This window comes from Streptomyces profundus (assembly GCF_020740535.1).
Taxonomy (GTDB): domain Bacteria; phylum Actinomycetota; class Actinomycetes; order Streptomycetales; family Streptomycetaceae; genus Streptomyces; species Streptomyces profundus.
On record NZ_CP082362.1, the window covers coordinates 598,012 to 622,891 of the forward strand.

20 protein-coding genes are annotated in these 24,880 nt (G+C 70.7%); 12 read left to right on the forward strand and 8 right to left on the reverse strand.

The annotated features are described in order from the left end of the window. Positions 1–45: 45 nt before the first annotated feature. From K4G22_RS02620 to K4G22_RS02655, 8 genes are all read right to left on the reverse strand, one after another. Positions 46–1,224, reverse strand: coding sequence for an insulinase family protein (locus tag K4G22_RS02620; RefSeq protein ID WP_228078023.1), 1,179 nt, complete (start codon positions 1,222–1,224; stop codon positions 46–48). Next, positions 1,214–2,203, reverse strand: a complete 990-nt coding sequence (locus K4G22_RS02625; protein ID WP_228078024.1) for a hypothetical protein — start codon at positions 2,201–2,203, stop codon at positions 1,214–1,216. Before K4G22_RS02625 ends, K4G22_RS02620 begins: the two co-directional genes overlap by 11 nt. Beyond that, positions 2,196–3,449: an MFS transporter gene (locus tag K4G22_RS02630; RefSeq protein WP_228078025.1), complete on the reverse strand. Its 1,254-nt coding sequence runs from the start codon at positions 3,447–3,449 to the stop codon at positions 2,196–2,198. Before K4G22_RS02630 ends, K4G22_RS02625 begins: the two co-directional genes overlap by 8 nt. Further along, the gene (locus K4G22_RS02635; RefSeq protein WP_228078026.1) at positions 3,446–4,153 is read right to left on the reverse strand and encodes a hypothetical protein; all 708 of its coding nucleotides are present in this window, start codon (positions 4,151–4,153) and stop codon (positions 3,446–3,448) included. The genes K4G22_RS02630 and K4G22_RS02635 overlap by 4 nt, the downstream gene beginning before the upstream one ends. Next, the gene (locus K4G22_RS02640) at positions 4,150–4,923 is read right to left on the reverse strand and encodes a hypothetical protein (protein WP_228078027.1); all 774 of its coding nucleotides are present in this window, start codon (positions 4,921–4,923) and stop codon (positions 4,150–4,152) included. The genes K4G22_RS02635 and K4G22_RS02640 overlap by 4 nt, the downstream gene beginning before the upstream one ends. A gap of 587 nt (positions 4,924–5,510) precedes the next feature. After that, on the reverse strand, positions 5,511–8,324 hold the full coding sequence (locus K4G22_RS02645) for an AfsR/SARP family transcriptional regulator (RefSeq protein ID WP_228078028.1): 2,814 nt from the start codon (positions 8,322–8,324) through the stop codon (positions 5,511–5,513). Positions 8,325–8,441: 117 nt separating this feature from the next. After that, positions 8,442–9,086, reverse strand: a complete 645-nt coding sequence (locus K4G22_RS02650; protein WP_228078029.1) for an MBL fold metallo-hydrolase — start codon at positions 9,084–9,086, stop codon at positions 8,442–8,444. Positions 9,087–9,481: 395 nt separating this feature from the next. Then, positions 9,482–10,798, reverse strand: coding sequence for a hypothetical protein (locus K4G22_RS02655; RefSeq protein WP_228078030.1), 1,317 nt, complete (start codon positions 10,796–10,798; stop codon positions 9,482–9,484). 1,668 nt (positions 10,799–12,466) lie between these two features. On the opposite strand from K4G22_RS02655, the gene K4G22_RS02660 reads away from it, so the two are divergent. From K4G22_RS02660 to rfbA, 12 genes are all read left to right on the forward strand, one after another. Further along, positions 12,467–13,516 (forward strand): IS701 family transposase, encoded by a 1,050-nt coding sequence (locus tag K4G22_RS02660; protein WP_228078031.1) that lies wholly within the window; start codon positions 12,467–12,469, stop codon positions 13,514–13,516. A 117-nt stretch (positions 13,517–13,633) separates the two neighbouring features. Continuing rightward, positions 13,634–14,620: a dTDP-glucose 4,6-dehydratase gene (gene rfbB / locus K4G22_RS02665; RefSeq protein WP_228078032.1), complete on the forward strand. Its 987-nt coding sequence runs from the start codon at positions 13,634–13,636 to the stop codon at positions 14,618–14,620. Further along, positions 14,617–15,606, forward strand: a complete 990-nt coding sequence (locus K4G22_RS02670; RefSeq protein WP_228078033.1) for an NAD-dependent epimerase/dehydratase family protein — start codon at positions 14,617–14,619, stop codon at positions 15,604–15,606. Before rfbB ends, K4G22_RS02670 begins: the two co-directional genes overlap by 4 nt. Before the next feature lie 26 nt (positions 15,607–15,632). Continuing rightward, positions 15,633–16,352: a class I SAM-dependent methyltransferase gene (locus K4G22_RS02675; RefSeq protein WP_228078034.1), complete on the forward strand. Its 720-nt coding sequence runs from the start codon at positions 15,633–15,635 to the stop codon at positions 16,350–16,352. A gap of 1 nt (position 16,353) precedes the next feature. Then, the gene (locus tag K4G22_RS02680; RefSeq protein ID WP_228078035.1) at positions 16,354–17,463 is read left to right on the forward strand and encodes a DegT/DnrJ/EryC1/StrS family aminotransferase; all 1,110 of its coding nucleotides are present in this window, start codon (positions 16,354–16,356) and stop codon (positions 17,461–17,463) included. A 62-nt stretch (positions 17,464–17,525) separates the two neighbouring features. Further along, positions 17,526–18,167: a dTDP-4-dehydrorhamnose 3,5-epimerase family protein gene (locus K4G22_RS02685; protein ID WP_228078036.1), complete on the forward strand. Its 642-nt coding sequence runs from the start codon at positions 17,526–17,528 to the stop codon at positions 18,165–18,167. Beyond that, a complete protein-coding gene (locus tag K4G22_RS02690; protein WP_228078037.1) occupies positions 18,164–18,889 on the forward strand; it encodes a methyltransferase domain-containing protein in 726 nt (241 codons plus the stop codon). Before K4G22_RS02685 ends, K4G22_RS02690 begins: the two co-directional genes overlap by 4 nt. 48 nt (positions 18,890–18,937) lie before the next feature. Further along, positions 18,938–20,071, forward strand: a complete 1,134-nt coding sequence (locus K4G22_RS02695) for a nucleotide disphospho-sugar-binding domain-containing protein (protein ID WP_228078038.1) — start codon at positions 18,938–18,940, stop codon at positions 20,069–20,071. 31 nt (positions 20,072–20,102) lie between these two features. Continuing rightward, positions 20,103–21,317 (forward strand): 3-deoxy-7-phosphoheptulonate synthase, encoded by a 1,215-nt coding sequence (locus tag K4G22_RS02700; protein WP_228078039.1) that lies wholly within the window; start codon positions 20,103–20,105, stop codon positions 21,315–21,317. Between the two features lie 72 nt (positions 21,318–21,389). Continuing rightward, a complete protein-coding gene (locus tag K4G22_RS02705; protein ID WP_228078040.1) occupies positions 21,390–22,070 on the forward strand; it encodes an isochorismatase family protein in 681 nt (226 codons plus the stop codon). Next, positions 22,067–23,977 carry an anthranilate synthase family protein gene (locus K4G22_RS02710; protein ID WP_228078041.1) on the forward strand — a complete coding sequence of 637 codons (1,911 nt, stop codon included), beginning with the start codon at positions 22,067–22,069 and terminating at the stop codon, positions 23,975–23,977. Before K4G22_RS02705 ends, K4G22_RS02710 begins: the two co-directional genes overlap by 4 nt. After that, positions 23,974–24,861 carry a glucose-1-phosphate thymidylyltransferase RfbA gene (gene rfbA / locus K4G22_RS02715; RefSeq protein ID WP_228078042.1) on the forward strand — a complete coding sequence of 296 codons (888 nt, stop codon included), beginning with the start codon at positions 23,974–23,976 and terminating at the stop codon, positions 24,859–24,861. Before K4G22_RS02710 ends, rfbA begins: the two co-directional genes overlap by 4 nt. The last annotated feature ends 19 nt before the right edge of the window (positions 24,862–24,880 follow it).

Here is a 24,880-nt window from a genome sequence, read left to right on the forward strand (position 1 = left end):
GCCTCTGCCGTGGTCCACGCGGCCACGCGGCCACGGTGTTCTCGGTCAGTCCTGGAACGGCCCACAGCGGTTGGAGGTCGCCCCGACGAGCACGGACCTGTCCCATCCGGCCCACATGGTGTGGTTGATCTCGTCAACGCTTGGCGCCCTGGCAGCTGTTGGATCAATGCCGCATCCGGCCTGCCACCCGTCGACCGCCGTGGCCAACGTCGCGGAAGTGGCCGCCGCGGCCCGGCGACGCTCCGGCATGGTGATGGCCTGGGCCGCGACGAACATGGACAGGTCCCGCTCGGCGTACTGACGTACCGCGACGCCGATGGCCTCGCGCTGTCGAGCGTTCTCCGGTGTCCAACTGCCGACGATCACCGCGCAGCCGGCGGTGGGGATCAGGGAACCGCCTCGGAAGCGGACCCCGAGCCGGTGGCCGATCCCTGCGAGTGGGCCCCGCTCATGCATCAGGAGTTCAGCGGTGAGCTGTACGGCCTCGGCTCGGTCCGGTGTGCTCAGCTGGAGCGGGATGCCGATGAAGACACGGCTGGCGGCCCCGGGCACGTCTCCTCTTGATCCGAGACCTGCCCAGCCAGGACAGGCGTCGGCCGGTGCGGGTGCCGTGTCGGGCGACCGCACCTCCTGCGTCAGGTGCTGCCACTCCTCCGCCGGCCGGGGACCGACGATCACCACGCGTTCCGGAAACAGCGCTGCTCTCAGGGCGGCGTGCGCCCGCAGGTCCGTGACCGAGATGGAGGGCGTGGAGCCGATGCGGCAGTCGTCGAAGCGGGCCGGCTGCGGGCGCCGAGTCGCCAGCGCGGCGAGTTTGTGGCCGGCGATGAGCAGCGGGTTTCCGAACCACTCGGACAGTTCCACGTCGATGGCACGGCACTCCCGCACGCGGGTGTCGTCGTCGACGCGTCCTTCGGCCAGCAGCCGAGGAGCGTTGGTCAACGCGGTGAGCAACGCGCGGTCCGCGTCGGCGAGCACGGTCGCCGAGACGTCCATGGTGTCCGCGTGGGTCTGGGCGTGTGCCACCAGGGGCGCGGTCATCTGCGCGCGCAACGTTGCCAGATACAGGTGTTCGTACAGGTGGGCCACACCCGGTGCGTGGGTGGGGTCCTGCCCGAATCCGAGCGTGTAGGTGGCGCTCACCGAGGTCGTCGGGGAATCCGGCCGATGAACCACGATCACGCTGCCGCCCTCGCCTGGCAGCTGGAGGATTTCACCATTCACGGACGGCCTCGCGCAGTTGAGTGAGGGTCGTGTCGGGCAGCTGGCCGATCACGGCGACGGCGGGAGCGGGTGAGCCGGCGGGTGGACCGGGGGTGCCCGTAGTCCGATGCTGGAAGAGATCATCCGATGGGTGGATGGCCGCATAGAGCTTCGCGCTGTCCCGCAGGTAGGGCAGCCGCCGGCTGGGAACACCGGAGTCACGCATCCGACGCAGCTCGTGCCGCACGGTCTCGACAAGGGCGACCACGTGGTCGGCCACGGTGCTGAGGCCCAGGGTCAGGCAGGGTGTGCCGTGCTCTTCGAGAGGCAGCACCGCGGCTGCGTAGTACGGCACCTGACGCCGCGCGAGCGCTTGGACGAGGGTGCCGGGAGCGCCCACTCGTCCCAGATACGTGGCCGTGATCAAGGCGGACTCCGTCCCCATCTCCCCCGCGGGCCACGGAAGCTGGATGCCTACGGCGAGTCTCGCCTGGTTGCGGCTCCCGTAGTACAGACCACCGCGCCAGGGAAGCGTGTCGGGGCACTGGCCGGGATGCGTTCCAGCGCGGATGAGTTCCATGGCACCGCGAGCGTGCGCGATGATCTGCTGGTCGGTGATGGCCGCGGCCTCGGCCGGGCTGGGCAGCGCGGCCACGCAGTCGTCGCCCCAGGCCACCCGGTGGAGCGCGCGCCGGACCAACTGGCCCCTGTCGCTCATGTGCTGCGCCCGCCGGGTGGCGAGCCCGCGCCGGAGTGCGGCGAGGTCGACGTCGCCCAGCCGTTGGGCGAGGAGGTCTTGGGTGGTGCCCGGAGGCATGCTGACCATGGAGCAGCGATGGCCCACCCGGAACGCGTCAACACCGCAGAGGGCGGCGAGGGACAGGCTTGTCAGCCCTGGTTGGTCGGCCGGCTCTGTCGCTGTGCCCGAGGGGACGCACCGCACGGTGGGGGGCGCGGCCGGTGTCGCGTCGATCCGGCCCAGGGATACCAGGTCAGTCACTCCCCTCACCCGTCCTGGCTCGGAGGTGGGGCAGCAACAGCCATGTGGTGATCACCAAGTTCACGAGTCCCGCGACCAGCAACACCGGCGCCGGATGGTTGGTCAGGTCCCCCATGAGGGGGATGGCGACGTACGAGGCCGTCATGAACAAGTTCAGCAAGCCACGACGGAACGCGAAGATGCGGCCGATGATCTCGTTGGACGCCGCGGCCTGATACACCACGGTCGTCGCGCCGGCGATCATCACGTTGCCCGTCCCCCCGAGTAGTCCGACCAGAACCACCGCGACCCAGCTCCAACTCTGACCGCTGAAGGCGAGTGCGGCCGTCGCCGCGGCTGAGATGGCAGCGCCGGTCCAGATGACCAGTGGCTGCCGATTGAACCTGCGGACCACGAGGGACGATCCGGCGATCCAGCCGATTCCGGTCAGCGTCTGGTACACGGCCGCCGCGGCGACCCCCACCGTCTCCTGGAACACCGCCAGGGCGATGACCACCTCGGCGCCCAGGAAGAGGAAGTAGGACGCCTCAGCGAGTGCCACACGGCGTAGCAGTGGACTGAGGGCACTCCACCGCAGCGGTTCCAGCCGGGTTCGTGGCTGCTTCTCCGTCGACGGCGCCTTCGGGCCCCTTGCCCCGGTTCTCGACGGACGCAGCAGCATCGCGAGCAGCCCTGACGCCACGAACGACGCGCAGTTGGCCCACAAGGCACCCTCAATGCCGATCCCCGCTGAGAGTGCGGCACCGACCAGTGGCCCGAGGCTCATGGTCATGCCGAACACCATCTCGAACCTGGCGATCACCGGTCGCGTTTCGTCGGGAGACAGCCGCTCCTTGAGCATCGCCTGTACCGCGGGGACAGCCGCACTGCCGACAGCCTTGAGGAGAGCCGAGATCACGTAGACGACGACGAGACTCTCCGCACGTACCCCGACGATCAGGATGAGTACGAGCAGCGCGCAGATCCCCTCGCAGGCGATGAACACGGCCAGCCGGTTGAATCGGTCGACGATTCTTCCCGCGAGTGGCGCGCACAGGACGACCGGCAGAGTGCCAACGGCGAAAGTGATACCCGTGGCCGAGTAGGAACCGGTCACCGACAGCACCCACAGGGGGAGCGCGAGGTTCTGAACGTAGTTGCCGACCAGCGAGAACGCATTCGCCAGCAGCAGAATCCGCCAGGTCTGCCACGGGTTTGCCGCCTGTTCCCGTGCACCTTTCGGGGGCGTCTGACTGTCGGTGGTCAAGGCCCGCTCCACCCCAGACGGGCTGCGGCGAACTGCGGCTTCGATATCTCCGCCGGAGGGCATCCGAGGTGCTGGGAGAACTTCTCGGCCGTGCCGGCCAGCACATCCAAGTCGACGCGGCTCGCCTGATTCGCCTCCACTTCCACCACTGCGAACGTGTCGACCAGTCGCGACGCGGAATCCCGGAGTTCGACCCCGTCGCAGCTGATGGCTATCGTCGCTCCCTGTTCGGTGAGCAGAGCCGCCTTGGTACGCCGCTGGGAGAGATACCCGAACACGCGCACATCCCGCACCGGAGGCACCCGGCGCGACAGATGCCGCCCCGGCCTTCCGGCCAACATGCCGGCACTCGACAGGGACTTCACGTCCGGAACGTATTCGGACATCTCCAGTACGTCTCGACGCCCGTCCACCCACTGGATGGTCTCCTTCGCCACCAACCAGGACGGGCTCCGGCCTCCGTTGACCAGTACGGTCATCGAGCAGTCAGCTGTCAGCAGCGCCCAGTTCGCGTCGTCGAAGCACAGCGAGTGCTGTAGGACGGTTGCCTCGTCGGTGAGGCGCAGTCCGGACATCTCCGTCAGTTCACCACGCAGCTTCTCGCGCGCGGCGATGTCGGTGAGCGAGGTCTCCCGCACCATCCAGCGATACTCATGCTCCACACCCACTCGCGGTATCCGCAGAATCCGTTCCAGGGTTGTCATGACACCGCTCTCGCAAGTCGATGGGTCGAGCCTTCGTAGTCCTGATCGGAGAGACCGCCGACGGTGAACACGTCGATCCGGTCGGTCGGCACGGCGAACCGTTCCGCGCACACTTCCCGCACGACCGTTCCCGTCGAAGGCGGCGGGCGAAAATGGCCGGACTTGGTGTTCACCACCATCGCGTGTACCCGTGGCGCGCCAATCAGCACGATCTCGCCCGCGGTGCGCACACGCAACCGGTCCGGCACCAGCATCGGGTGGGCCACGGGGACGCCATCGATCTGTGATTTCGCGCGCCCGAAGATGAGTTCACGGAAGCTGAACCGGCGACGCCATATGAGCAGGTTTCCCAGGTCGTCGATCACGAACATGTGAGGCGCGCCCGTGGCGAAGCCTTCGGGGATCTCAGGGGAGTCAACCTGCCAGGTCTGCCTGACCGCTTCAGGAGCGGCCACCGCGTAACGCTCCTGGAACACTGCGCGGTCGAACTCGATGACCAGCGGATCCTCGCCCACTACCCGAGTCGGATGATCCCGCCGGACGGAGAGTTGCCGCGCATAGGCTGCGCGAATGTGCTCAGCGGCATGGGTCAGCCGTTCACGGAGACGAGGGTCGGGGCCGTCACACATGTGCACGTGCCACAGTCGGATGAGCTCCTCGTACTTGAGGAAGACCACTGCCTGTGAGGAGGGGCCATACTTGACGGCCGCCTGTTCGGCGGCGGCGTGCAGCTTGTCGGCTTCGGCGAGGTAGTAGGCGTCAGCAACCACGGTTCCGCGCTCCCTTGACGGTGGAGAGGCGCCCGGCCCCTGAAAAGGGCCGGGCGCCGGTGAGCGACGATGAGGGCCTGCTCAGACCCAGGTCTCGGCCGCCTGCACGGACGTCAGCGCGTCCACGCCCTCCTCGACCTCGCCGAGGGACTCGATGACCTCAATGATCTCCACAACCTGCTCCATGACGGTTTCCTCCTCCCCCTTCTCCGCGGTGGCTGTATGTGTCGACCTGTCAGACCCAGGTCTCGGCCGCCTGCACGGACGTCAGCGCGTCCACGCCCTCCTCGGCCTCACCGAGGGACTCGATGACCTCAATGATCTCCACAACCTGCTCCATGACGGTTCTCCCTTTGTTGTGACTCACTCGCCCCGGTGTGGAGCGAATGTGCGGCTAAGGATGAATCCCTCATCCCGGCGGGGCCTCTCGGCCCGTCTGCGGTTAGCTTGGTCTCATCGTGCATCGCGGCGTCATCCATCTTTCATCCACCGCGTCTGACCTGCGGATCAGGAGGGCGGGACCCCGCCACGGCCAGAGGACTGGTAGCGCGGGAGCGGTGACGGGGCGGGGGCGTGCTGGGCGCGAGCTATCGGGCCCCGGGCCGGGACCCTCCCATCAGTCGCTCCATGTCGGCCTCGCCAGACGCGTCGTTGCTCTGGTGGTAGGCGTCCTTGGCCTTGCGGAACCACTCGACCGCGCCAGCGGGATCGCCGGAGCCGAGCACCGCGTGCCCCATGCGGGCGAGTGTGTCCGCCTCCGCCGTGCGGAACCCGGACTGCCGCATCAGCGCCAGCCCTTCGTTCAGGTGCGCCAGGGCTTTCGGGTAGTCCCGCTTGCGGATGAAGAGTGCGCCGATACTGCTGAGGATCGCGGACTCGTGGTGTCGCAGGCCGTGCTTCCGCGCGAGGGCTCGGCCCGCTTGCAGCCGTTCCAGCCCCGTGTCGAGGTCGTCAAGGGCCACCAGCGCGTCCGCCGAGTTGTTGAGCGCGTGCACGATGAGCGTGGTGTTCTGTGCGGCCTTCGCGAGGTCAAACGCCCGTTCGTGCTCGGTCAGCGCCTCGTGGTAGCGGCCCTGTAGTTCGAAGGCGAACCCGAGGCCGAGACGCGAGCCGGCAGCGCCCCCCGGCTGTCCTGCCGCCTCGTACAGCCCGGTGGCCAGGCGCAGGTGCTCGATAGCGGCGTCGAGGTCGTTCGTTTCCACGAGCGCGCCGCCCAGGGCATGGTGCAGGTGGGCTCGTAGCAACGGATCATGAATCCTGTGCGCGTTCTCTCCGCACTTTCTCCAGGCATCCATGTCCGCGGTGGAGAATCCGGTGCGCAGGAAGTAGCTGTGCAGGTGGTAGAGCAACTCCACCGCCCGGTCGATGTCGTGGCGAACGACGAGACCCGTGACCGCTGCCAGGTTCTCCCGTTCCTGGTCGAGGAATTCGATGGCGTCGACATCCTCGGCGAACGGCTGGGCGAACATCCCGCGGAGCACCCTCCGGTCGGCGAAGGCGTCACGGTCGGGCCGTAGGGCGGCGTTGGCCGAAGCGGCGGCGGACAGGTACCACTCCAGGAGACGCTCCGCGGCCTCGGTCGGCCGGTCGTGAAGGGCCTGGGCATCGAGGCACTCCGCAGCGAAGGACCGGACCAGGTCGTGCATGACCATGTACTGGTCATCGGCCCTCGTGAGCAGGTGGAGCGCGGTCAGGCTGTCCAGGCCGCGCCGCGCCCCCGCCAGCGGGACCGCCGCGAGCGCCGCCACCGGTTCCACGCGTATCCTGCGCCCGGGATGGACTGCCAGCAGACGAAAGAGCCGTGCGTCTTCCTCGGACAGGGTTGTATAGGTGTTCGCCAGCACGGAGCGGACGCTGCGCGCGTCGCCGTCGAGGGTGAAGCTGTCGAGTGGTACGGCGTCGGACAGGCCGGCAGCCAGCGCCTCAACCGTCAGGGAGCGGTCCGCCATCATCCTGGCGGCCAGGATGCGCAGCGCCAGTGGCATCCCGTCGCACAGATCCAGCAGGTCCTCCAGCTCGGGGCTGGATTCCTTCGACGGCCGGTCTGCGGCCCTGGTGAGGATGGAGGAGCTCTCGGCACGGCTGAGTCCGTCGAGGGAGATCCCTCGCACCGCGACGTGGGCGTACAGGGCCGCGAGGTTGTTGCGACTGGTCACAGCCAGTTGGGATCCGCCGCTCGTCGGGACGGCGGGCAGCACCTGGTCGATCGCGCTGGCATTGTCCAGAACGATCAGCACCTTCTTGTCGGCAACCATCGAGCGGTACAACGCGATTCGTTTGTCCAGTGCCCCGGGAATCTCCTGCGGAGGAAGATCGAAACTCTCCAGCATGTGTCCGAGAACACGCCGCGCCGACTGACTGGTATCCGCACTGTGTCCGCGCAGGTCGATGAATATCTGACCGTCGGGGAAAATATCCCGGACCTGGTACGCCCACTGCACGACGAGTGACGTCTTCCCCATGCCGGCTGCGCCGGATACAACGAGGATCTGCACTTTGCCAATATGCTCGGAGAGAGTGGTCAATTCGTCTTGGCGGCCGACGAAGGACCCATCCGATGGAGGAATCTGGCTCGGTACCTGCGACGACGAGTCAGCGCTGGCCGATGGCGCCGCGAGCGTGATCGTCTCGTGTGCGGTTGATCCCAAGAGGGTCTGATCGCTCCGCAGGATTCTCGTGTGAAGCTCCTGAAGTACGAGGCCGGGATCGATTCCCAGCTCGTCATTCAGTCGGTCGCGCGCCTGCTGGTACGTTTGCAGGGCGGCCGTCTGCTGCCCCGTCCGGTAGAACGCCGTCATGAGAAGCCCGACAAGCTGTTCCCGGAAGGGAAACTCCGCCACGAGCGCGGCTAACTCGGTCACCACACGGCTGTGCAGGCCAAGCTGCAACTCCAGCCGCATGCATTCCTCCCAAGCCGCCGGCCGCTCCTCGTCAATCAGCACGGCGTTTCCCTGGATAACCTGGCTCTCGATACCGGAGAACACTGGGCCGCGCCACAGAGCCAGCGCCTGCCGCAGCCTACCGACTGATGCCGGTAGATCGCCCGCCGCTGTGGTGTTGCCGGCTTGAGTGACCAGGTCACGGAAAACGTAGAGGTCTATGTGCTCCAGATCGACGGTGAGCGAGTATCCAGCTCGGCCGGTTCGGAGAACCTCGTTCACCTCGGAAACGCCGGCCCTGATCCACGCCTGACGCAGTTGCGACGCCACGTTCTGGACCTGCCGTTCCGCGGACGCGGGCGGTGCGGCATCCCAGAGGGTCTCCGTGAGCGCACCGATGGACACCAGCGTGTTCGGACTCAGGAGCAGACGAGCCAGAAATCTTTCGTGTCGGGGGCGAAGCGTGGGGAGCCGATGCGCTGACGCTTGAATCTCCAGATTCCCGAGCACCTGAAATTCCATGAGCCCTACCTTTGGAATGTGACCTCACCGGCACTACCGCGAGAACAACTCTGCCGTGAAATCTGGCACCTCTCCCACCTGGTGGGATCGCAAGGCATCCCCGCGCTTGAGAGGTACCTACCAGCCGCGCGCTCGCCATTCGGCGAGTGCGGGCCTTTCGACGCCAAGAGTCGTGTCCTTTCCATGCCCTGGATAGACCCACGTCTCGTCTGGCAGCTTATTGAACACCTTGCTCTCAACGTCCTTGAAAAGAGAGACGAACGCGTCGGCGTCACCAAAGGTGTTCCCCAGCCCGCCGGGGAAAAGTGAGTCACCGGTGAAGAGATGAGGATGACCTTCGGGGTCGTCATACAGCAATGCGACACTTCCCGGGGTGTGCCCGGTCAGCCGGATTACGCGGAGCTCAAACGCACCGCAGGCGATGGTGTCGCCATCGTGCAACAGAATGTCGGTAGGCACACCGATGGCCGGGGCATCGGGCTCTCCGGCGTAGGTTGTGGCACCAGTGGCGTCGACAACCGCGGCGAGCCCGTATTCCCAGTGGTCCCAGTGCCGGTGAGTGGTCACCACGGCATCCAGACGGCGGCCACAGAAATCAAGCAGGACTTCCGGCTCATTCGCCGCGTCGATCATCAGTTGCTGTCCGGTCGCACGGCAACGCAGGAGATAACAGTTGTTGTCGCCCCGCCCGACCGAGACCTTGCTAATGGTCAACGCGGAAAGCTCTCGAACTCCTGGCGCCACACCCGAGTACGCTGTCATGCTCTGAGCCTAGATGATCGCCGGAGAGGTGGCCAACGCATTTCAGGCTGACGGATTTAACCCGCAATTCTTAGCAGCAATATCGCGCCATGAACAAGTATGGTTCCGGCCAATTGCCATGCGTCGAGTGTGTTTCCGCGCATACGATCCCCTCCGCTGAGCACGGGCGGGTAGCCGGGCTGGTCCAGCCGCGACGGGGCGTTGCTCGTTCCCGTGGTCCTCGGCGCGTGGCCCTGTTGAGGAGAACTCGGTCGAACGGGATAGCCGCGAGCCAGTTTCCTTTACCGGCGCATGCTCACTCCCGCCCGCTCGGCCGCCGCTGCCTGCGGCAGGGCGCGGCCGAGCCCGGCCGACGTCGGCGCACTCCACCTGCGCCCCGTGTCGCTGACCGTCGTTCACTCCGCGTGCGGATAGGCGACCAACGTGCCGTCCCAGAACAGGCCGTAGCCGGCGGTGTCGCCGAACGGGAGGTCGATGTCGATGTCGTCGAACTGCTCGATCTCCCCGGTCCGCATGTCCAGTTGGACCGGCCGTTCGGCGGCGGTGAAGCCCTGGGGTTCGATGGCGTAGCCATAGATCACGCCCGGGTCGGAGGCGAGCCGGAACTCCACCGCGTTGGTGGTCTCGGTGCGCTGGAAGCAGACCCCGGTGCCCTCCTCCAGGTCGAACACCCGGTTTCCGTGGGCGAGGTAGCGGCCGTTGGCCGAGAGGTGGACATCCGTCTCCGAGGACCGGTCCCCCGCGCAGTTGACCGTGGCCAGCGTCTCGCCCGAGGCGCTGTCCACCGCGGTCCAGACGGTTTCCCCGGAGGCCGCTTCCTCGCCCCACCCCAGGACAAGCAGGTGGTCGGAGACCAGCCCGACGCTGGGGTCGTTCTCCGGATCGGTTCCCGGTGGCCGGAGGTCGGAGGTGGCCCAGCCGCCGGGGACCCAGAGGCCGCCGTAGTCGATATCGGTCCTGGTGCCCATCAGCGGGCCGTTCTCCGTGATCCCCTTGACCATCCAGCTCTCGTGGCAGTCCGGGCAGTCGGCCGGCGGCTCCTGGTCGTCGACGAGGTACTCGGTGGTGTCGCCGGTCGCCGGGTCGACGGCGACGACGGAGTCGTCCCCGTCCCGCACCAGGAGGCCGGCACCGCCGTTGCGGACCTCCCGCTCGCCCGGCAGCTCGACCCGGAGCGGCTCCACGGCCTCGCCCGAGGAGTCGGCCGGAAAGATGTCGATGGCGGTGATCTCCTCGCCCCGGTTGATGGCGTCGGCGCCGGTGACGCCGGTGGACCACGCCACCAGATACTCCCGGCCGTCCACGGTCGCCCTGAAGTGGGGCAGATCGGTGCTCCCCAGCGGCCCGATGGGGACGCTGCTCCAGCGCCGCTCGCCGGTGGTGGCGTCCAGGACGGTGAAGCCGTGCTCGGTCGGCGCCACCTCACTGGTCCGCTCCCAGTACAACGCCACCGCGCCGGTCCTGGGCAGCGGGAACTGGGTGCCCTCCTCGGTGGACTCCCAGCCCCGGCTGGTGTCGTAGAGCGCCGGCACCGAGAGCTGGGTGTCGGGCGGGGTCTGCTCGGCCTCGGGCGAGGGCGCCGCGCTCGCCCGACTCTCGGCGTCCTTCTCCCCGTTGGCCCCCGGGCTCCCCTCGTCCCCGCCGGAGCCGGAGCAGCCCGCCACTAACGCCCCGACCGCCGCCAGCCCGGCGAGCCTTCGCCTGCCACGCATCCGCGCGCCCCCTTGTCGTCCTCTTCGTGTGACCACTTTCTGTGCGACCGGTTCGCCGCACTCGGCGCACCAGGCTGTCAGCATGACTGACGGTACGTAAGGCGTACCGGTGGATTCCCGTTCTCCCGGGGCCGGTTGCCCAGGTGGCGCCGGTGCGCCTGGGTGTCGTTCCGGCCGACGGCAGCGCCACCTCCTCATGCTGTCGCCCGGGCGGAGAAGCGCTGAGGCGCTGCCCGGCGCAGCGCATCGGCTGGGCACCCCACGTCCGGGTGCGGTGGAGGGGCTGTCGGTGGGCCGGCGGTGCCCCTGGTGGTGGCCATCTGTTCGCGGGCGCAAGGCGGGGTGCGGTGCTCGGGGTCGGTGGCGACATGGGGGACGGCACGCCCACCCGTGCGGGTGCGGGCCGGTGGTGCATCGGGGAGGCACTCGGGCAGGGCCGTGCCCGAGTGCCCGCTTCACCGCGACATGAGGTGGGAACCGGCGGGCAACGGGCGCCCCCGCGATCGTGGCCTGGCGAGGGCGCCAGCGGTGCGGGCGGCCGGTGGGCACCTGGCCGCCCGGTCGCCGATGTGCCGTCGCCCATCCAGCGCCCGACACCCCGGGGGCCGGCGCCTCACAAACATTCGCCCCTGCTAACCGGTCGGCGTGCGCCACCGAGCCCCGCACGTCAGAGCGGGCTGCCGAGCCCCGCCGGTGATCCGCGGAGCGTGACAATCGTTCACCAGAGCATCACCGTTGTTGGGTTACGTCGTCGCAGGACAGGCCCTATTGTCGGATCTGCGCGCCATGGCGAAGACTGACGAGGCCCCAGCTAGATCAATGACCGGCACCTGAGCATTGGGGGAACTGTGCGGCTGCAGCAGCCTGTTGATCGTGTGCTCCTCGTTTGCGCTGCCCGCCGACACCGCCGGCCGCGGGGCGCCTCGCGCTTCGGACGGCGGCAGCCGGCGTCCGGCGCGCCGTCCCGCGGCGGGTGTGCCCCGCGCGGCGGCCACCATGCGCCGGCGGCGGCGCGCGGCTGTCAACCCCCCTCGTGTCCCTGCCCGTTCGGGCAGGTTTCGGGCGCGGTGTCCCCACAGACGGGCACGGTTCGCCCCGTGGCCCTCGTCCCGTGCCACGCCCACCCCGGCCGCTCCCGGAGTACCGGTCGGACGCGGGGCCGGAGGCCGGAGAAACGGGTCAAACGCTGTAAGGGCCCCGGCTAGGGTGCGTCGTTTGGATCGTCGCGGCTAGCGAGTGGCTCCCCCGGCCGGACGGCTGGGAGGCGCCCCCATGACGCGGTGCTCCCCCAGGCCCTCGGGCTGGGGGAGCCGGAACGCGCGAGCCCGCGAGGATCCAGGCGACGTGCCCGGGGGCCCCTCGCCGCGCCCGCGCACCGCCGGCGCCCGCCCGCCCCTCCCCCGGGCCGGGGCGGTCGCCACTCGGCTGACCCGCGCCGCGACCGCGACGCCCGGCCGAACGCGACGATCCGCCGCTCCCGCGCACCGTACGGGCGGGATCACCGCACGGCCGCAGGGGTGCGGCCGGGTCCGCGTGCCCCCTGCCGCACCACGGGCCCACCGACGACGCACGGTGGGCCCGTGTACCGAGCCGGGACCGAACTCCGCCGGCGAGCCGCCGGCCAGAGACTCGACCGACATCACCCATTCATCTCAGGAAGGTACCGCCATGTCCGCTGACCCCCTGGAGTTACCGTCTTCCACGCAGCTCCGCCGCTTCTTCACGCGGCTCGACTGCCACTTCCAGCGGGCCGAGCCGCGCGAGCACGCCTACGCGTATCTCTGTGGCCTGCTCTCGCACACTCCGCCCGTCCCTACGCCCAGGGAGGACGGGCGCCATCGGCTGCTCACCACGGCCAGATGGTCGGAGGACGCCGTCCGTGACGAGGTCAGGTGCATCGTCGGGGAGAGGTTGGCCGCGTCGGGGAGCGTCTTCGTCCTGGCCGAGGAGGCGTTCGTCAAGAAGGGCGACAACTCGGCCGGCGTGGCCCGGCAGTTCTCCAGCTCCGCGGGGAAGGTGGAGAACGCGCAGCTGGGCGTCTTCCTTCTCCAGGCCAACGCGGCGGGCTCAGCCGGGGTGATCGACCGCGAGCTCTACCTGCCCGCCTGCTGGACGGAGGACCCGGCGCGCCGCGAACGCGCGGGCATCCCGGGCGGGCTGGCCTCGCGCAGCCGCCGGGACCTCGCGCTGGGCATGCTCGACCGGACGCGTGCGGCGGGCGCTCCGGCCCACTGGGTCACGGCGGTCGACCCGTCCTACGGAGACGACGGGGCGTTCAGAGCCGCGCTGGAGAGACGTCGACTACCCTACGTGTTGCCCAGTAGCCACCCCGCGCGTCCCATCCCGGCGTCGCCGGTCGCCGAGGACTTCGCCCGTTGCCACGTCAGCCGTTGGGGTGGCGGCTCGTATCTGTGCTTCGTTCCCCACGGCACCGATACCGAGGAGATCTCGCTCGTGGCCAGCCAGGGCGGCGCCGCTGCGCGCACCCTCACCACGGCGCGCAGCGACGCCGGTCTTGAGCGCTACTCCGTCCGCAAATGGCGGGCCTGGTATCGCCACATGACCCTCGCCATGTCCGCGCAGGTGTTTCTCCTGGTGTCCGAGCAGCGGCCGGCGAAGGCGTCGCGGCTGTCCCTCGCGGAACCGTCGCCCAGACCGGTCGAAAGTGCGGAGCTCTCCTGCATAACCGCGGAAGGCACCGTCGCCTATTGCAGTTGAGGGCCGCCTTCCGCACATTCGTTGACCCGGACACCGGCTCATTGCCAGGGTAAAGGCGCAGTCAACGGTTCACCTTCTCCGCGTCATGCGGAACGCATCGAAGAGGTGATCATCCGAATGCGCATCCTGGTGACCGGAGGAGCCGGATTCATCGGTTCCCACCTGGTTCGGCACATCCTCGACGACGCTTCGCCGCTTCTGCCGGCGAGTGAGGTCGTGGTGTTCGACAAGCTGACCTACGCGGGTAACAAGGCCAACCTGGCGCCGGTGTGGGCCGATTCGCGGCTCACCTTCGTCCAGGCCGACATCTGTGACGCCGAGCCGGTGCGCCGGGCGATCCGCGACATCGACCTGGTGGTGCACTGCGCGGCCGAGTCGCATGTGGACCGGTCCATCGAGAACGCCGACGCCTTCGTCCGCACCAACGTCCTGGGGACGCAGACCCTGCTCCAGGCGGCGGTGGACGCGGGCGTCGGCCGTTTCGTGCACGTGTCGACCGACGAGGTGTACGGGTCGGTCGCACACGGCTCGTGGACCGAGGGGGAGCCCGTGCGGCCCCGTTCCCCCTACGCGGCGTCGAAAGCCGCGTCCGATCTCCTCGCCCTGGCCTTTCACACCACCCACGCCCTCGACGTGTGTGTGACGCGATGCTCCAACAACTACGGCCCCTACCAGCATCCCGAAAAGGCAATCCCCCGTTTCATATCCAATCTGCTGGACGGAATACCCCTGCCCCTGTACGGCGACGGCAGGAATCGGCGGGACTGGTTACACGTCGGGGATCACTGTCGGGCGCTGGCTCTGGTGGCGACCAAGGGAACAGCCGGCCGTGTCTACAACATCGGAGGCGGGACCGAATTGGCCAACAACGAGTTAGTTGACCGTGTTCTCGCCGAATGCGGTAAGGGCTGGGACATGGTGCGCCGAGTGCCGGACCGGAAGGGACACGACGCCCGGTACTCCGTCGACTTCAGCCGCATCGGCGAGGAGTTGGGCTACGAGCCGCGCACCGCGTTCGCTGACGGTCTGTCCGCGACCGTGTCCTGGTACCGGGACAACCCGCGGTGGTGGCGACCGCTCACGGGCGAACGGAGCGGGGCGTGACCGGGGCGGGCGAGCGGCCCCTGGTGGTGGTGCTCGGCGCCTCGGGCCCCGTCGGCTCCGCGGTCACCACGGCCCTGTCGGCCCGCCCGGTGCGGCTGCGCGCCGTGGCGCGGCGCCGCCCCACGGTGCCCGGCCGCGCCGGGCTCGTGGCCGAGGTGGAGACCGGGGCGGCCGACCTGACCGACCCCGACCGGCTGGCGGACGCCGTGCGCGGCGCCGCCGCGGTGATCAACCTGGTGAAGCACGACGGCGGTTGGCGGGCCGCGGAGGGCGACCCCGGCAGCGAGCGGGCGAACACCGGCGTGATGGCGGGAGTCCTGGCGGCCCTGCGGGAGGCGCCCGCCGCCTGGCCCCCGCCGGTCGTCGTCTTCAGCGGCACCGTCTCCCAGCTCGGCGTGCCGGGCTCCCGCCCGATGGACGGCTCCGAGCCGGACGCGCCGGTCACCGCGTACGACCGTCAGAAGCTCGCCGCCGAACGGCTGTTGAAGGAGGCGACCGCGGCGGGCGCGGTGCGCGGCGTCAGCCTGCGCCTGCCCACCGTCTTCGGACAGGGCCCCGGGGCCCGCTCGGCCGACCAGGGCGTGGTGTCGACCATGGCCCGCCGCGCGCTCGCCGGCCAGGAGCTGCCCATGTGGCACGACGGCACGGTGCTGCGCGAGCTGATCTATGTGAGCGACGTCGCGGCGGCCGTCGGCGCCGCGCTCGACCACTCCGACGCGCTGGCCGGCGGGCACTGGCTGCTGGGCGCCGACCGCAGTGTGCCCCTCGGGCAGGTGCTGTCCCTGGTCGCCCGGGCGGCGTCGGCCATCACAGGCCGGCCGCCCGTTCCCGTCGTCACCGTCACGCCGCCCCAGGACGCGCCCGCCATCGACTTCACGAGCGTGACCGTCGACTCCTCGCTCTTCCGGAAGGCCACCGGATGGCGCCCCCTGGTGCCCCTGCGCACCGCCGTCGAACGAACTGTCGCCGCTCAGGCCGCCGCCTGATCCTGCCCCCACCGAACGGAGTTTCGATGTACGGAGCACAACTCGCCGCGCTGTACGACGCCGTGTACCAGTCCCGAGGAAAGGACTACGCGGAGGAGGCCAAGTACCTGAGCGACACGGTGCGCGGCCGGGTCCCCGGGGCGTCGTCCCTGCTGGACGTCGGATGTGGCACGGGCGCGCACCTGGAGCACTTCGGGGATCTCTTCGACCACGTCGAGGGGCTCGAACTCAGCGCGGAGATGCTCGAAGCGGCGCGGCGCCGGCTGCCCGCCACGGCCCTGCACCAGGGCGACATGCGCTCCTTCGACCTCGGCCGGAAGTTCGACGTCGTCTTCTGCCTCTTCGGTTCCGTCGGGCACGTCGCCGACCGCGCGGAGCTGCGCGGCACGTTCGACCGGTTCGCCCGGCATCTGACACCGGGCGGGATCGTGGTCGTCGAGCCGTGGTGGTTCGCCGAGAGCTATCTCGACGGCTATGTCTCCGGCGACGTCGTCACCCCCGACCACCGCACCATCGCGCGCGTCTCGCACACCCGCAGGGAGGGCGACGGCTCGCGCATGGAGGTGCACTACGTGGTCGCCGACCCCGAGGGCGGCGTCACCTCGTTCACCGAGGAGTACACGCACCGGCTGTTCACGCGGGCCGAGTACACCGAGGAGCTGCGGGCGGCGGGCCTCACCGTCGACTACCTGGCGGGAGTCCAGGGTGGGCGCGGCCTCTTCCTCGCCACGCCGGAAGGTCGTTGAGATGCCGATTCGCGTGTGGGACTACCTGCCGGAGTACGCCGAGGAGCGCGCGGAGATCCTCGACGCGGTCGACACCGTCTTCCGGTCCGGCCAGCTGGTGCTCGGCGAGAGCGTCGCCGGCTTCGAGCGCGAGTTCGCCGCCTACCACGGCCAGCCGCACTGCGTCGGAGTCGACAACGGCACCAACGCCATCAAGCTCGCCCTCCAGGCCCTCGGCGTCGGTCCGGGGGACGAGGTCGTCACCGTCTCCAACACCGCGGCACCCACCGTCGTCGCCATCGACGCGGTCGGCGCGACACCCGTCTTCGTGGACGTGGGCGAGGACGACTTCCTCATGGACACCTCCCTCGTCGAGGCGGCGCTCACGCCCCGGACGAAGGCGCTGCTGCCCGTCCATCTCTACGGGCAGTGCGTGCGGATGGGGCCGCTGGAGCGGCTGGCCGACGAGCACGGCCTGGCGATCCTGGAGGACTGCGCCCAGGCGCACGGCGCCCGCCACCTCGGCAGGCTCGCCGGCACCATGGGCCACGCGGCGGCGTTCTCCTTCTACCCCACCAAGGTGCTCGGCGCCTACGGCGACGGCGGGGCGGTGGTCACCTCCGGCGAGGAAACGGACCGGCGGCTGCGGCGGCTGCGGTTCTACGGCATGTCGGACCGCTACTACACGGAGGAGACGCCGGCGCACAACAGCCGGCTCGACGAGGTGCACGCCGAGATCCTGCGGCGCAAGCTGCGCCGCCTTGACGACTACCTGGAGGGGCGCCGCGCGGTGGCCCGCCGCTACGAGGAGGGGCTCGGCGACACCGGTCTGCGGCTGCCGGCCACCGTCTCCGGCAACGAGCACGTCTACTACGTGTACGTGGTGCGCCATCCGCGCCGTGACGAGATCCTCGAAGCGCTGAGGTCCCGCGACATCGCGCTGAACATCAGCTACCCGTGGCCGGTGCACACCATGAGCGGCTTCTCCCACCTGGGCTACGCCGCCGGCGACCTGCCGGTGACGGAGCGGCTGGCGTCGGAGATCTTCTCGCTGCCGATGTACCCCTCGCTCTCGCGCGAGCGCCAGGACACGGTCGTCCAGGCGCTGCGCGACGTCCTGGCGAAGCTGTGACCGGCCCCCGTTGCCCGTTTCTCGTTGCCCGTTCCCCGTTGCCAGGAAAGGTGTGAGTGCGCGTGGACGTACGTGAACTGAAGGTCGAGGGGGCGCTGGAGTTCACGCCCCGGGTCTTTCCCGACGAGCGCGGGGCGTTCCTCTCCCCGTTCCAGGAGGCCGCCTTCGTCCGGGCCACGGGCGCGCCGCTGTTCCCGGTGGCCCAGACCAACCACAGCGTCTCCCGCCGGGGCGTCGTGCGCGGCGTGCACTACACCGTCACGCCCCCCGGCGTGGCCAAGTACGTGTACTGCCCGCGGGGCGAGGCCCTGGACATCGTCGTGGACCTTCGCGAGGGCTCCCCCACCTTCGGGGCCTGGGACGTGGTGCGAATGGACCAGAGCGCGTTCCGCGCCATGTACTTCCCGGTCGGTGTGGGGCACGCGTTCGTGGCGCTGGCCGACGACACCGTCATGAGCTACATGCTGTCCGGAAGCTATGTGCCGGAGAACGAGTTGGCGCTCTCCGCGATGGACCCGGAGCTCGGGCTGCCGATTCCGGCGGACGTCGAGCCGCTGCTCTCCGCACGCGACCAGGTGGCGCCGACCCTGGCCGAGGCCCGCGCCCAGGGCTCGTTGCCGGACTACGCCGAGAGCCGGCGCCTCGACCAGCACCTGGGCCAGCGGGACGGACGCCCCCTCGCCCGAAAGGACGGCCACAGGTGAACCACCCCCGAAACCCCGCCCACGACCTGTCCGAGGAGCGCTATCTGCTGGGGAAGACCCTGGCGGACCAGCTCGGCACGACCGGCGCCGAGCGCTCCACGTTCGAACTGCTCGGCAAGGAGTGGGACCTGCTGCCCGGCGCGTACGCGCCCCGGCCGGGCACCGGCACCGAGTGGTACACCACCCACGTCCCCTACCCGCGAGGCGGTCGCTTCCTCGAAGTCGGCTGCGGGGCCGGGGTGACCGCCGTGTGGGCCGCGCTGAACGGCTGCGCCCACGTCACCGCCACGGACATCACCGAGTCGGCCGTGCGGAACACCGCGCTCAACGCCGAGCGGCACGGGGTGGCGCGGCGGCTTCGCGTGCTGGGCGGCGACGTGTTCGAGGGGCTGGACGCGGAGGACCGCTTCGACGTCGTCTTCTGGAACTGCAGCGTCATCGAGGCGCCCGAGGACTTCGAGTTCACCCGCGACGTGGAGTGGGCGATCTTCGACCGCGGCTACGCGGCGTTGGGCCGCTATCTCGCGACCGCGCGCGGCCGGCTGGCCCCCGGCGGCCGTGCCCTGGTGACGTTCAACACGCTCGGCGACGCGGGGCGGCTCGACCAACTGGCCGCCGACGCCGGGGTGTCGCTGCGGCGGTTGGCGGCCAGCCCGCCACGGCGGCTCGCGGGCCGTGACGTCACGTTCAAGCTCCTGGAGATCCTTCCCCGGCACCCCTGACCCGGGCCGCTCCGCGCGGCTGCCCGGACTCGCTCCCAAGGAGGAACGATGCGCGTTCTGTTCATCACCCGAGGCAGTCCCGCCTCCATCTTCGGGCTCGTCCCGCTGGCCACGTCCGCCAGGAACGCCGGGCACGAGGTCCTGATGACCTCGACCGAGTCGATGATGCCCGTCCTGGCCACCGTCGGGCTGCCGGCGGTGCCCGTCACCTCGTACACGGAGGAGTACTTCGGCTCCCACGACCGCGACGGCACCCCGCTGACGTTCCCGGCGCGCGGGGCCCGCGAGCAGGCGCTGTTCGGGGGCGCCTGGTTCGCGCGGCTGGCGGCCACCGAGATCGCCCGGCTCCGCGAGGTGTCCGCCGACTGGCCGCCCGACATCGTCGTCGGCGGCCGGCTGGACTACGCGGCGCCGCTGCTGGCCGCGCACCTGGGTCTCCCGTTCGTGCGGCAGGCCGTGGACATGGGTGAGTGGAGCGTGGTCGACGAGGGCGCCGTCGAGGAGCTGCGGCCGGAGCTGAAGGACGTCGGCCTGTCCGACCTGCCCGAGCCGGACCTGTCGATCGAGGTGTACCCGCCCAGCCTCCGCCCCCCGGGGGCCCGGCCGGCCCGGCTGATGCGCCTGCGGCCCGGCGGCACCCAGGGCCAGTTGGAACGGTGGATGTACACCAGGCCGACCAGGCCGCGGATCTGTGTCACGCCCGGCAGCCGCGCCAGCGCCGAGCAGCACTTCGCCTATGTGCGCGACCTGGCGAAGACGGTCGGCAGCCTGGACGCCGACCTGGTGGTCGCCGTCCCGCACGCCCTGGCCGAGGTGCTGCGCCCTGAGCTGCCCGGCGCGCGGGTGGGCTGGATACCGCTGGACGTGATAGCGCCGACCTGCGACCTGTTCGTGCACCACGCCGGCGGGATGACGTCGCTCACGGCCCTCGACGCGGGCGTTCCACAGCTGATCCTCCCCGAGGAGGACGCCACCTTCGTGCTCGGGCAGCGCCTCCAGGACACCGGCGCGGCCCTCAACATCGCCCGCCACGAGGCGTCCCCCGACGTGATCCGCGACGCCTGCCGGGAGCTGCTGACGCAGCCGAGGTTCCGGGAACGCAACCGGGAACTGTCCCGGGAGATCGCGGCGCTGACTCCCCCGCCCGGAATGGTCGGGGCCATGGAAGAGCTCGTGACGTGACACGGCCAAGGCCCTGTGGAGACGGATCACCGTGAAGACCCCCCACCTCGACCCTCACCTCGACCCCCACCTCGACACCCACCTCGACGCCGCGCCCCACCAGCCGGCCTCCGCCCAGCAGCCGGGCTGGCCCGACCCGGGCGCGGTCCGCCGGGTCAGGGCCGAACTCGCCAAGTCCCCCGGGCTCGTCCACCCCGACGACATCCGCGTCCTGCGCACCCAACTGGCGGCTGTCGCCGCCGGCGAGGCCCGCGTGGTGCAGGCGGGAGACTGCGCGGAGGACTTCGCCGAAGCCTCGGCCGCGCCCATCGCGCGCAAGGTGGGCCTGCTCGACCTGCTCGCCGGGGCGCTGACGCTGCGCACCCGCCTGCCCACCGTCCGGGCCGGCCGGATCGCCGGCCAGTACGCCAAGCCGCGGTCGAGCGCCATGGAGCACGTCGACGGCGTGGAACTCCCGGTGTTCCGTGGGCACATGGTGAACGCCCCGGCGCCCGACCCGCTCGGGCGCCGACCCGACCCGCGGCGGATGCTCGCCGGCTACCGCGCCTCGCGTGAGGCGCTGGCGCACCTCGGGTGGCCGCGGCAGGGCGCGTCACCCCGCATCGGTCCCCCGGTGTGGACCAGCCACGAGGCGCTGCTCCTCGACTACGAGACGCCGCTGCTGCGCCGCGACGAGGCCGGTACGCAGTGGCTGACCTCCACCCACTGGCCATGGATCGGCACCCGCACCCGCCATCCGGAGGGCGCGCACGTGGCCCTGCTGACCGAGATCGCCAACCCCGTGGCGGTGAAGGTCGGTCCCGACATGACGGTCGACGAGACGCTCGCCGTGTGCCGGCGGCTCGACCCGCGGCGCGAGCCGGGCCGGCTCACCCTCGTCTCCCGGATGGGCGCCGGCCGGGTGCTGGCGCGGCTGCCGGCGCTGGTGCGGGCGGTGAGTTCGGCGGGGCACCCCGTCATCTGGCTGTGCGACCCGATGCACGGCAACACGGAGCGGGCGTCCGGCGGGGTGAAGACCCGGTATGTGACGACGGTCGTCCGCGAGCTGGCCGAGTTCCAGGACGCGGTGGCCTCGGCGGGCGGCACCGCGGGCGGCGTGCACCTGGAGACCACTCCGGACGACGTCGTCGAGTGCGTGTGGGAGGCCGGCCAGGAACCCGGCGGGCCGGCCGAGTACCGGACCCTGTGCGACCCGCGGCTGAACCCCGCCCAGGCGATGGCCGTCGTCGACTCCTGGAGCCCCTGACCCGGTGCCAGCGCCGCGCCGGCCCTCCCTTCCAGACCAGCCGACCCTTCCGGACCAGCCGAGGACTCTCCCATGGCCCATATCCCGCCCGTCGCCCCCTACCCCCTGCCGGCCGCGCACGAGTTGCCGCCGAACACCGCCGCCTGGCGACCAGAGCCCGGGCGGGCGGTGCTGCTCGTCCACGACATGCAACGCTTCTTCCTGCGCGCCTTCGACGGCAGCGCCCTGGGCGAACAGCTCGTCACCCGGGTGGCCGCCCTGCGCGAGGCCGCCGCCGGCGCGGGGGTGCCGGTGGCCTACACCGCGCAACCCGGCCGCATGTCCCCGCAGGAGCGCGGCCTGCTCACCGACTTCTGGGGCCAGGGCATGCGCGCGGCCGATGACGACCGGAGCATCGTCGAGCCGCTGGCCCCGGCCAGCGGCGACTGGCTCTTCACCAAGTGGCGCTACAGCGCCTTCCACCGCTCGTCGCTGCTGGAGCGGATGCGCGCCGCCGGCCGCGACCAGCTCGTCGTCTGCGGGGTGTACGCGCACGTGGGGGTGCTGATGACGGCCGTGGACGCGTTCAGCCACGACATCGAGCCCTTTGTCGCGGCCGACGCCGTAGCCGACTTCTCCGCCGACCACCACCGGCTCGCCCTGGAGTACGCGGCCGGCCGGTGTGCCATGGTCGCCACCACCGCGCAACTGGTCGCCTGGCTCGGCCAGGCCGGCGCGTCCGGCACGAAGCTCCGGACGGGGGCGGCGCGGTGAGCGGCGCGGCGGGCTCGGTCGCCGCGCGGGTGCTGGCCGGGAGCCCGCCGGCGTTCGCGGTGCTGCACCGGCCGCACGCGACGGGGCCTGACACCCTGGAGATCCTGCTGGGCGAGGTGTCGACGCCCGCCACGCTCGCCGACATCCCCCTGCCGCCCCTGCCCCGCGCCACGGCCCACCGCCACCAGGCGCTGGTCGCCGTCCCGTTCCGCCAGATCGCCGAGCGCGGGTTCCAGTGCACCGACGACGGGGCGCCGCTGCTGGCCCTGGCCGTGACCGAGCAGGCCGAGGTGGGGCGGGAGGAGTTCCTCGCCGCCGTGCCCGACGTCCCGGTTCGGGTCACCGACGGGGGCTTCGACCTCGACGACCTGGCCTACGCGGCGGTCGTGCGGCGCGTCATCGGCGAGGAGATCGGGCAGGGCGAGGGCGCGAACTTCGTGCTCAGGCGCCGCTACGAGGCGACCATCCCCGACTTCACGCCGGGCACGGCGCTGGCCGTCTTCCGGCGGCTGCTGGCCCACGAGACCGGCGCCTACTGGACGTTCCTCGTGCACACCGGCGCCCGCACGTTCGTCGGCGCCACGCCCGAGCGGCACGTCAGTCTCAGCGGCGGGACCGCGGCGATGAACCCCATCAGCGGCACCTACCGCTACCCCGCCACGGGACCGACCGTGCCCGCGCTGCTCGACTTCCTCCACGACACCAAGGAGACGGACGAGCTGTACATGGTCGTCGACGAGGAGCTGAAGATGATGGCGCGCGTCTGCGACGCGGAGGTCCGCCTGCACGGGCCGCACCTGCGGGAGATGTCGCGCCTGGCGCACACCGAGTACCACATCACGGGACGCAGCACCCGCGACCCGCGCGCCATCCTCCGCGAGACGATGTTCGCCCCGACGGTGACCGGCAGCCCGCTGGAGAACGCCTGCCGCGTCATCAGCCGCCACGAGGTCGGCGGGCGCGGCTACTACAGCGGCGCCATGGCGCTGATCGGCCGGGACGAGGGCGGCGGTCCCTCGCTGGACTCGGCCATCGTGATCCGCACGGCCGAGATCGAGGCGTCCGGCCGGCTGAGCATCGGCGTCGGCGCCACCGTGGTCCGGCACTCCGACCCGGCCTCGGAAGCCGACGAGACACGGGCCAAGGCCGCCGGGCTGCTGTCGGCGATGGACTCTGACGGGCGCGGCGCGTTGGGCGGCGACCCGAGGGTCGCCGCCGCGCTGCGCCGCCGCAACGCGCAGGTCGCCCGGTTCTGGCTGGCCGAGGAGGATCGGCGCGCCGCGCGCGATCCGGCGCTCGCGGGGCGGCGCGTCCTGGTCGTCGACGCCGAGGACGAGTTCACCGCCATGCTGGCGCACCAACTCCGCTCGCTCGGGCTCACGGTGACGGTGCGCCCGGCGGGTGAGGCGTCCGCGTGGGAGGAGCACGACGTGGTCCTGATGGGGCCGGGCCCCGGTGACCCCAGGTCGGTGCGCGACCCCAGGATCGCCGCGGTGCGCGCCGCCGTGCGCGACCTGCTGGCCACGCGCCACCCCTTTCTCGCCGTGTGCCTCAGCCACCAGGTCCTGTGCCACGAGTTGGGCTTCGAGCTGACCCGCCGCTCCGCCCCCAACCAGGGGGCGCAGTCGGAGATCAACCTCTTCGGCGCGCGGGAGCGCGTCGGGTTCTACAACTCGTTCACGGCCACCTCCCCCGACGACAAGGTGGACTGCCCCGGCGCCGGCCCGGTGGAGGTCAGCAGGGATCCCACCACGGGGGAGGTGCACGCGCTGCGCGGCGGCGGCTTCGCGTCGGTGCAGTTCCACGCCGAGTCGGTGCTCACCAGGAACGGCGCGCGCCTCCTGGGCCGCCTGCTGACGGAGGTGCTGCACGGCACCGCCGGCGACACGAGCGGGGTGGCCGGATGAAGGGCATCATCCTGGCCGGCGGCAGCGGCAGCCGGCTGCGCCCGCTGACCGGCCCGTTGTCGAAGCAACTGCTGCCGGTCTACGACAAGCCGATGGTGTACTACCCGCTGTCGGTGCTGATGCTGGCCGGCATCCGCGACGTCCTGGTCATCTCGTCGGCGCAGCACACCGGCATGTTCCGGGCCCTGCTGGGCGACGGCTCCCGGCTCGGGCTGACGATCGACTACGCGGAGCAGAACAGCCCCAACGGCATCGCGGAGGCGTTCCTCATCGGGGCGGACCACATCGGTGACGACGATGTGGCCCTCATCCTGGGCGACAACGTCTTCCACGGCCCCGGCTTCTCCCACCTGCTCCAGTCGGCCGTCTCCGCCCTGGACGGCTGCACCCTGTTCGGCTACCCGGTCACCGACCCGCAGCGCTATGGCGTCGGCGAGGTGGACGCGGGGGGCCGGCTGGTGTCCATCGAGGAGAAGCCGCGCCGCCCGCGTTCCAACCTCGCGATCACCGGCCTGTACCTCTACGACAGCGAGGTGGTGAGCATCGCGAAGAACATCACCCCGTCGGCCCGGGGGGAGTTGGAGATCACCGACGTCAACAACGCCTACCTGGAGCGGGATCGGGCGCGGCTGACCCGGCTTGGCCGCGGGTTCGCGTGGCTGGACATGGGCACCCACGAGTCGCTGCTCCAGGCCGGCCAGTACGTCCAGGTGCTGGAGCAGCGGCAGGGCGAACGCATCGCCTGCGTGGAGGAGGTGGCCCTGCGCATGGGGTTCATCACCCCCGAGCAGTGTTACCGGCTGGGCCTGGCCATGGCGGGTTCGGGCTACGGCGACTACGTCCTGGACGTGGCGGCCCGGCACCTCGCCTCGGCCGCGAGGTGACGCGCCGGCCACCCGTCCG

Bases quoted from the DNA above. Each gene is read 5' to 3' on its own strand.
- K4G22_RS02635 (WP_228078026.1), bottom strand. From the start codon at position 4,153: ATGACAACCCTGGAACGGATTCTGCGGATACCGCGAGTGGGTGTGGAG.
- K4G22_RS02645 (WP_228078028.1), bottom strand. From the start codon at position 8,324: ATGGAATTTCAGGTGCTCGGGAATCTGGAGATTCAAGCGTCAGCGCAT.
- K4G22_RS02650 (WP_228078029.1), bottom strand. From the start codon at position 9,086: ATGACAGCGTACTCGGGTGTGGCGCCAGGAGTTCGAGAGCTTTCCGCG.
- K4G22_RS02655 (WP_228078030.1), bottom strand. From the start codon at position 10,798: ATGCGTGGCAGGCGAAGGCTCGCCGGGCTGGCGGCGGTCGGGGCGTTA.
- K4G22_RS02660 (WP_228078031.1), top strand. From the start codon at position 12,467: ATGTCCGCTGACCCCCTGGAGTTACCGTCTTCCACGCAGCTCCGCCGC.
- rfbB (WP_228078032.1), top strand. From the start codon at position 13,634: ATGCGCATCCTGGTGACCGGAGGAGCCGGATTCATCGGTTCCCACCTG.
- K4G22_RS02675 (WP_228078034.1), top strand. From the start codon at position 15,633: ATGTACGGAGCACAACTCGCCGCGCTGTACGACGCCGTGTACCAGTCC.
- K4G22_RS02680 (WP_228078035.1), top strand. From the start codon at position 16,354: ATGCCGATTCGCGTGTGGGACTACCTGCCGGAGTACGCCGAGGAGCGC.
- K4G22_RS02695 (WP_228078038.1), top strand. From the start codon at position 18,938: ATGCGCGTTCTGTTCATCACCCGAGGCAGTCCCGCCTCCATCTTCGGG.
- K4G22_RS02705 (WP_228078040.1), top strand. From the start codon at position 21,390: ATGGCCCATATCCCGCCCGTCGCCCCCTACCCCCTGCCGGCCGCGCAC.
- rfbA (WP_228078042.1), top strand. From the start codon at position 23,974: ATGAAGGGCATCATCCTGGCCGGCGGCAGCGGCAGCCGGCTGCGCCCG.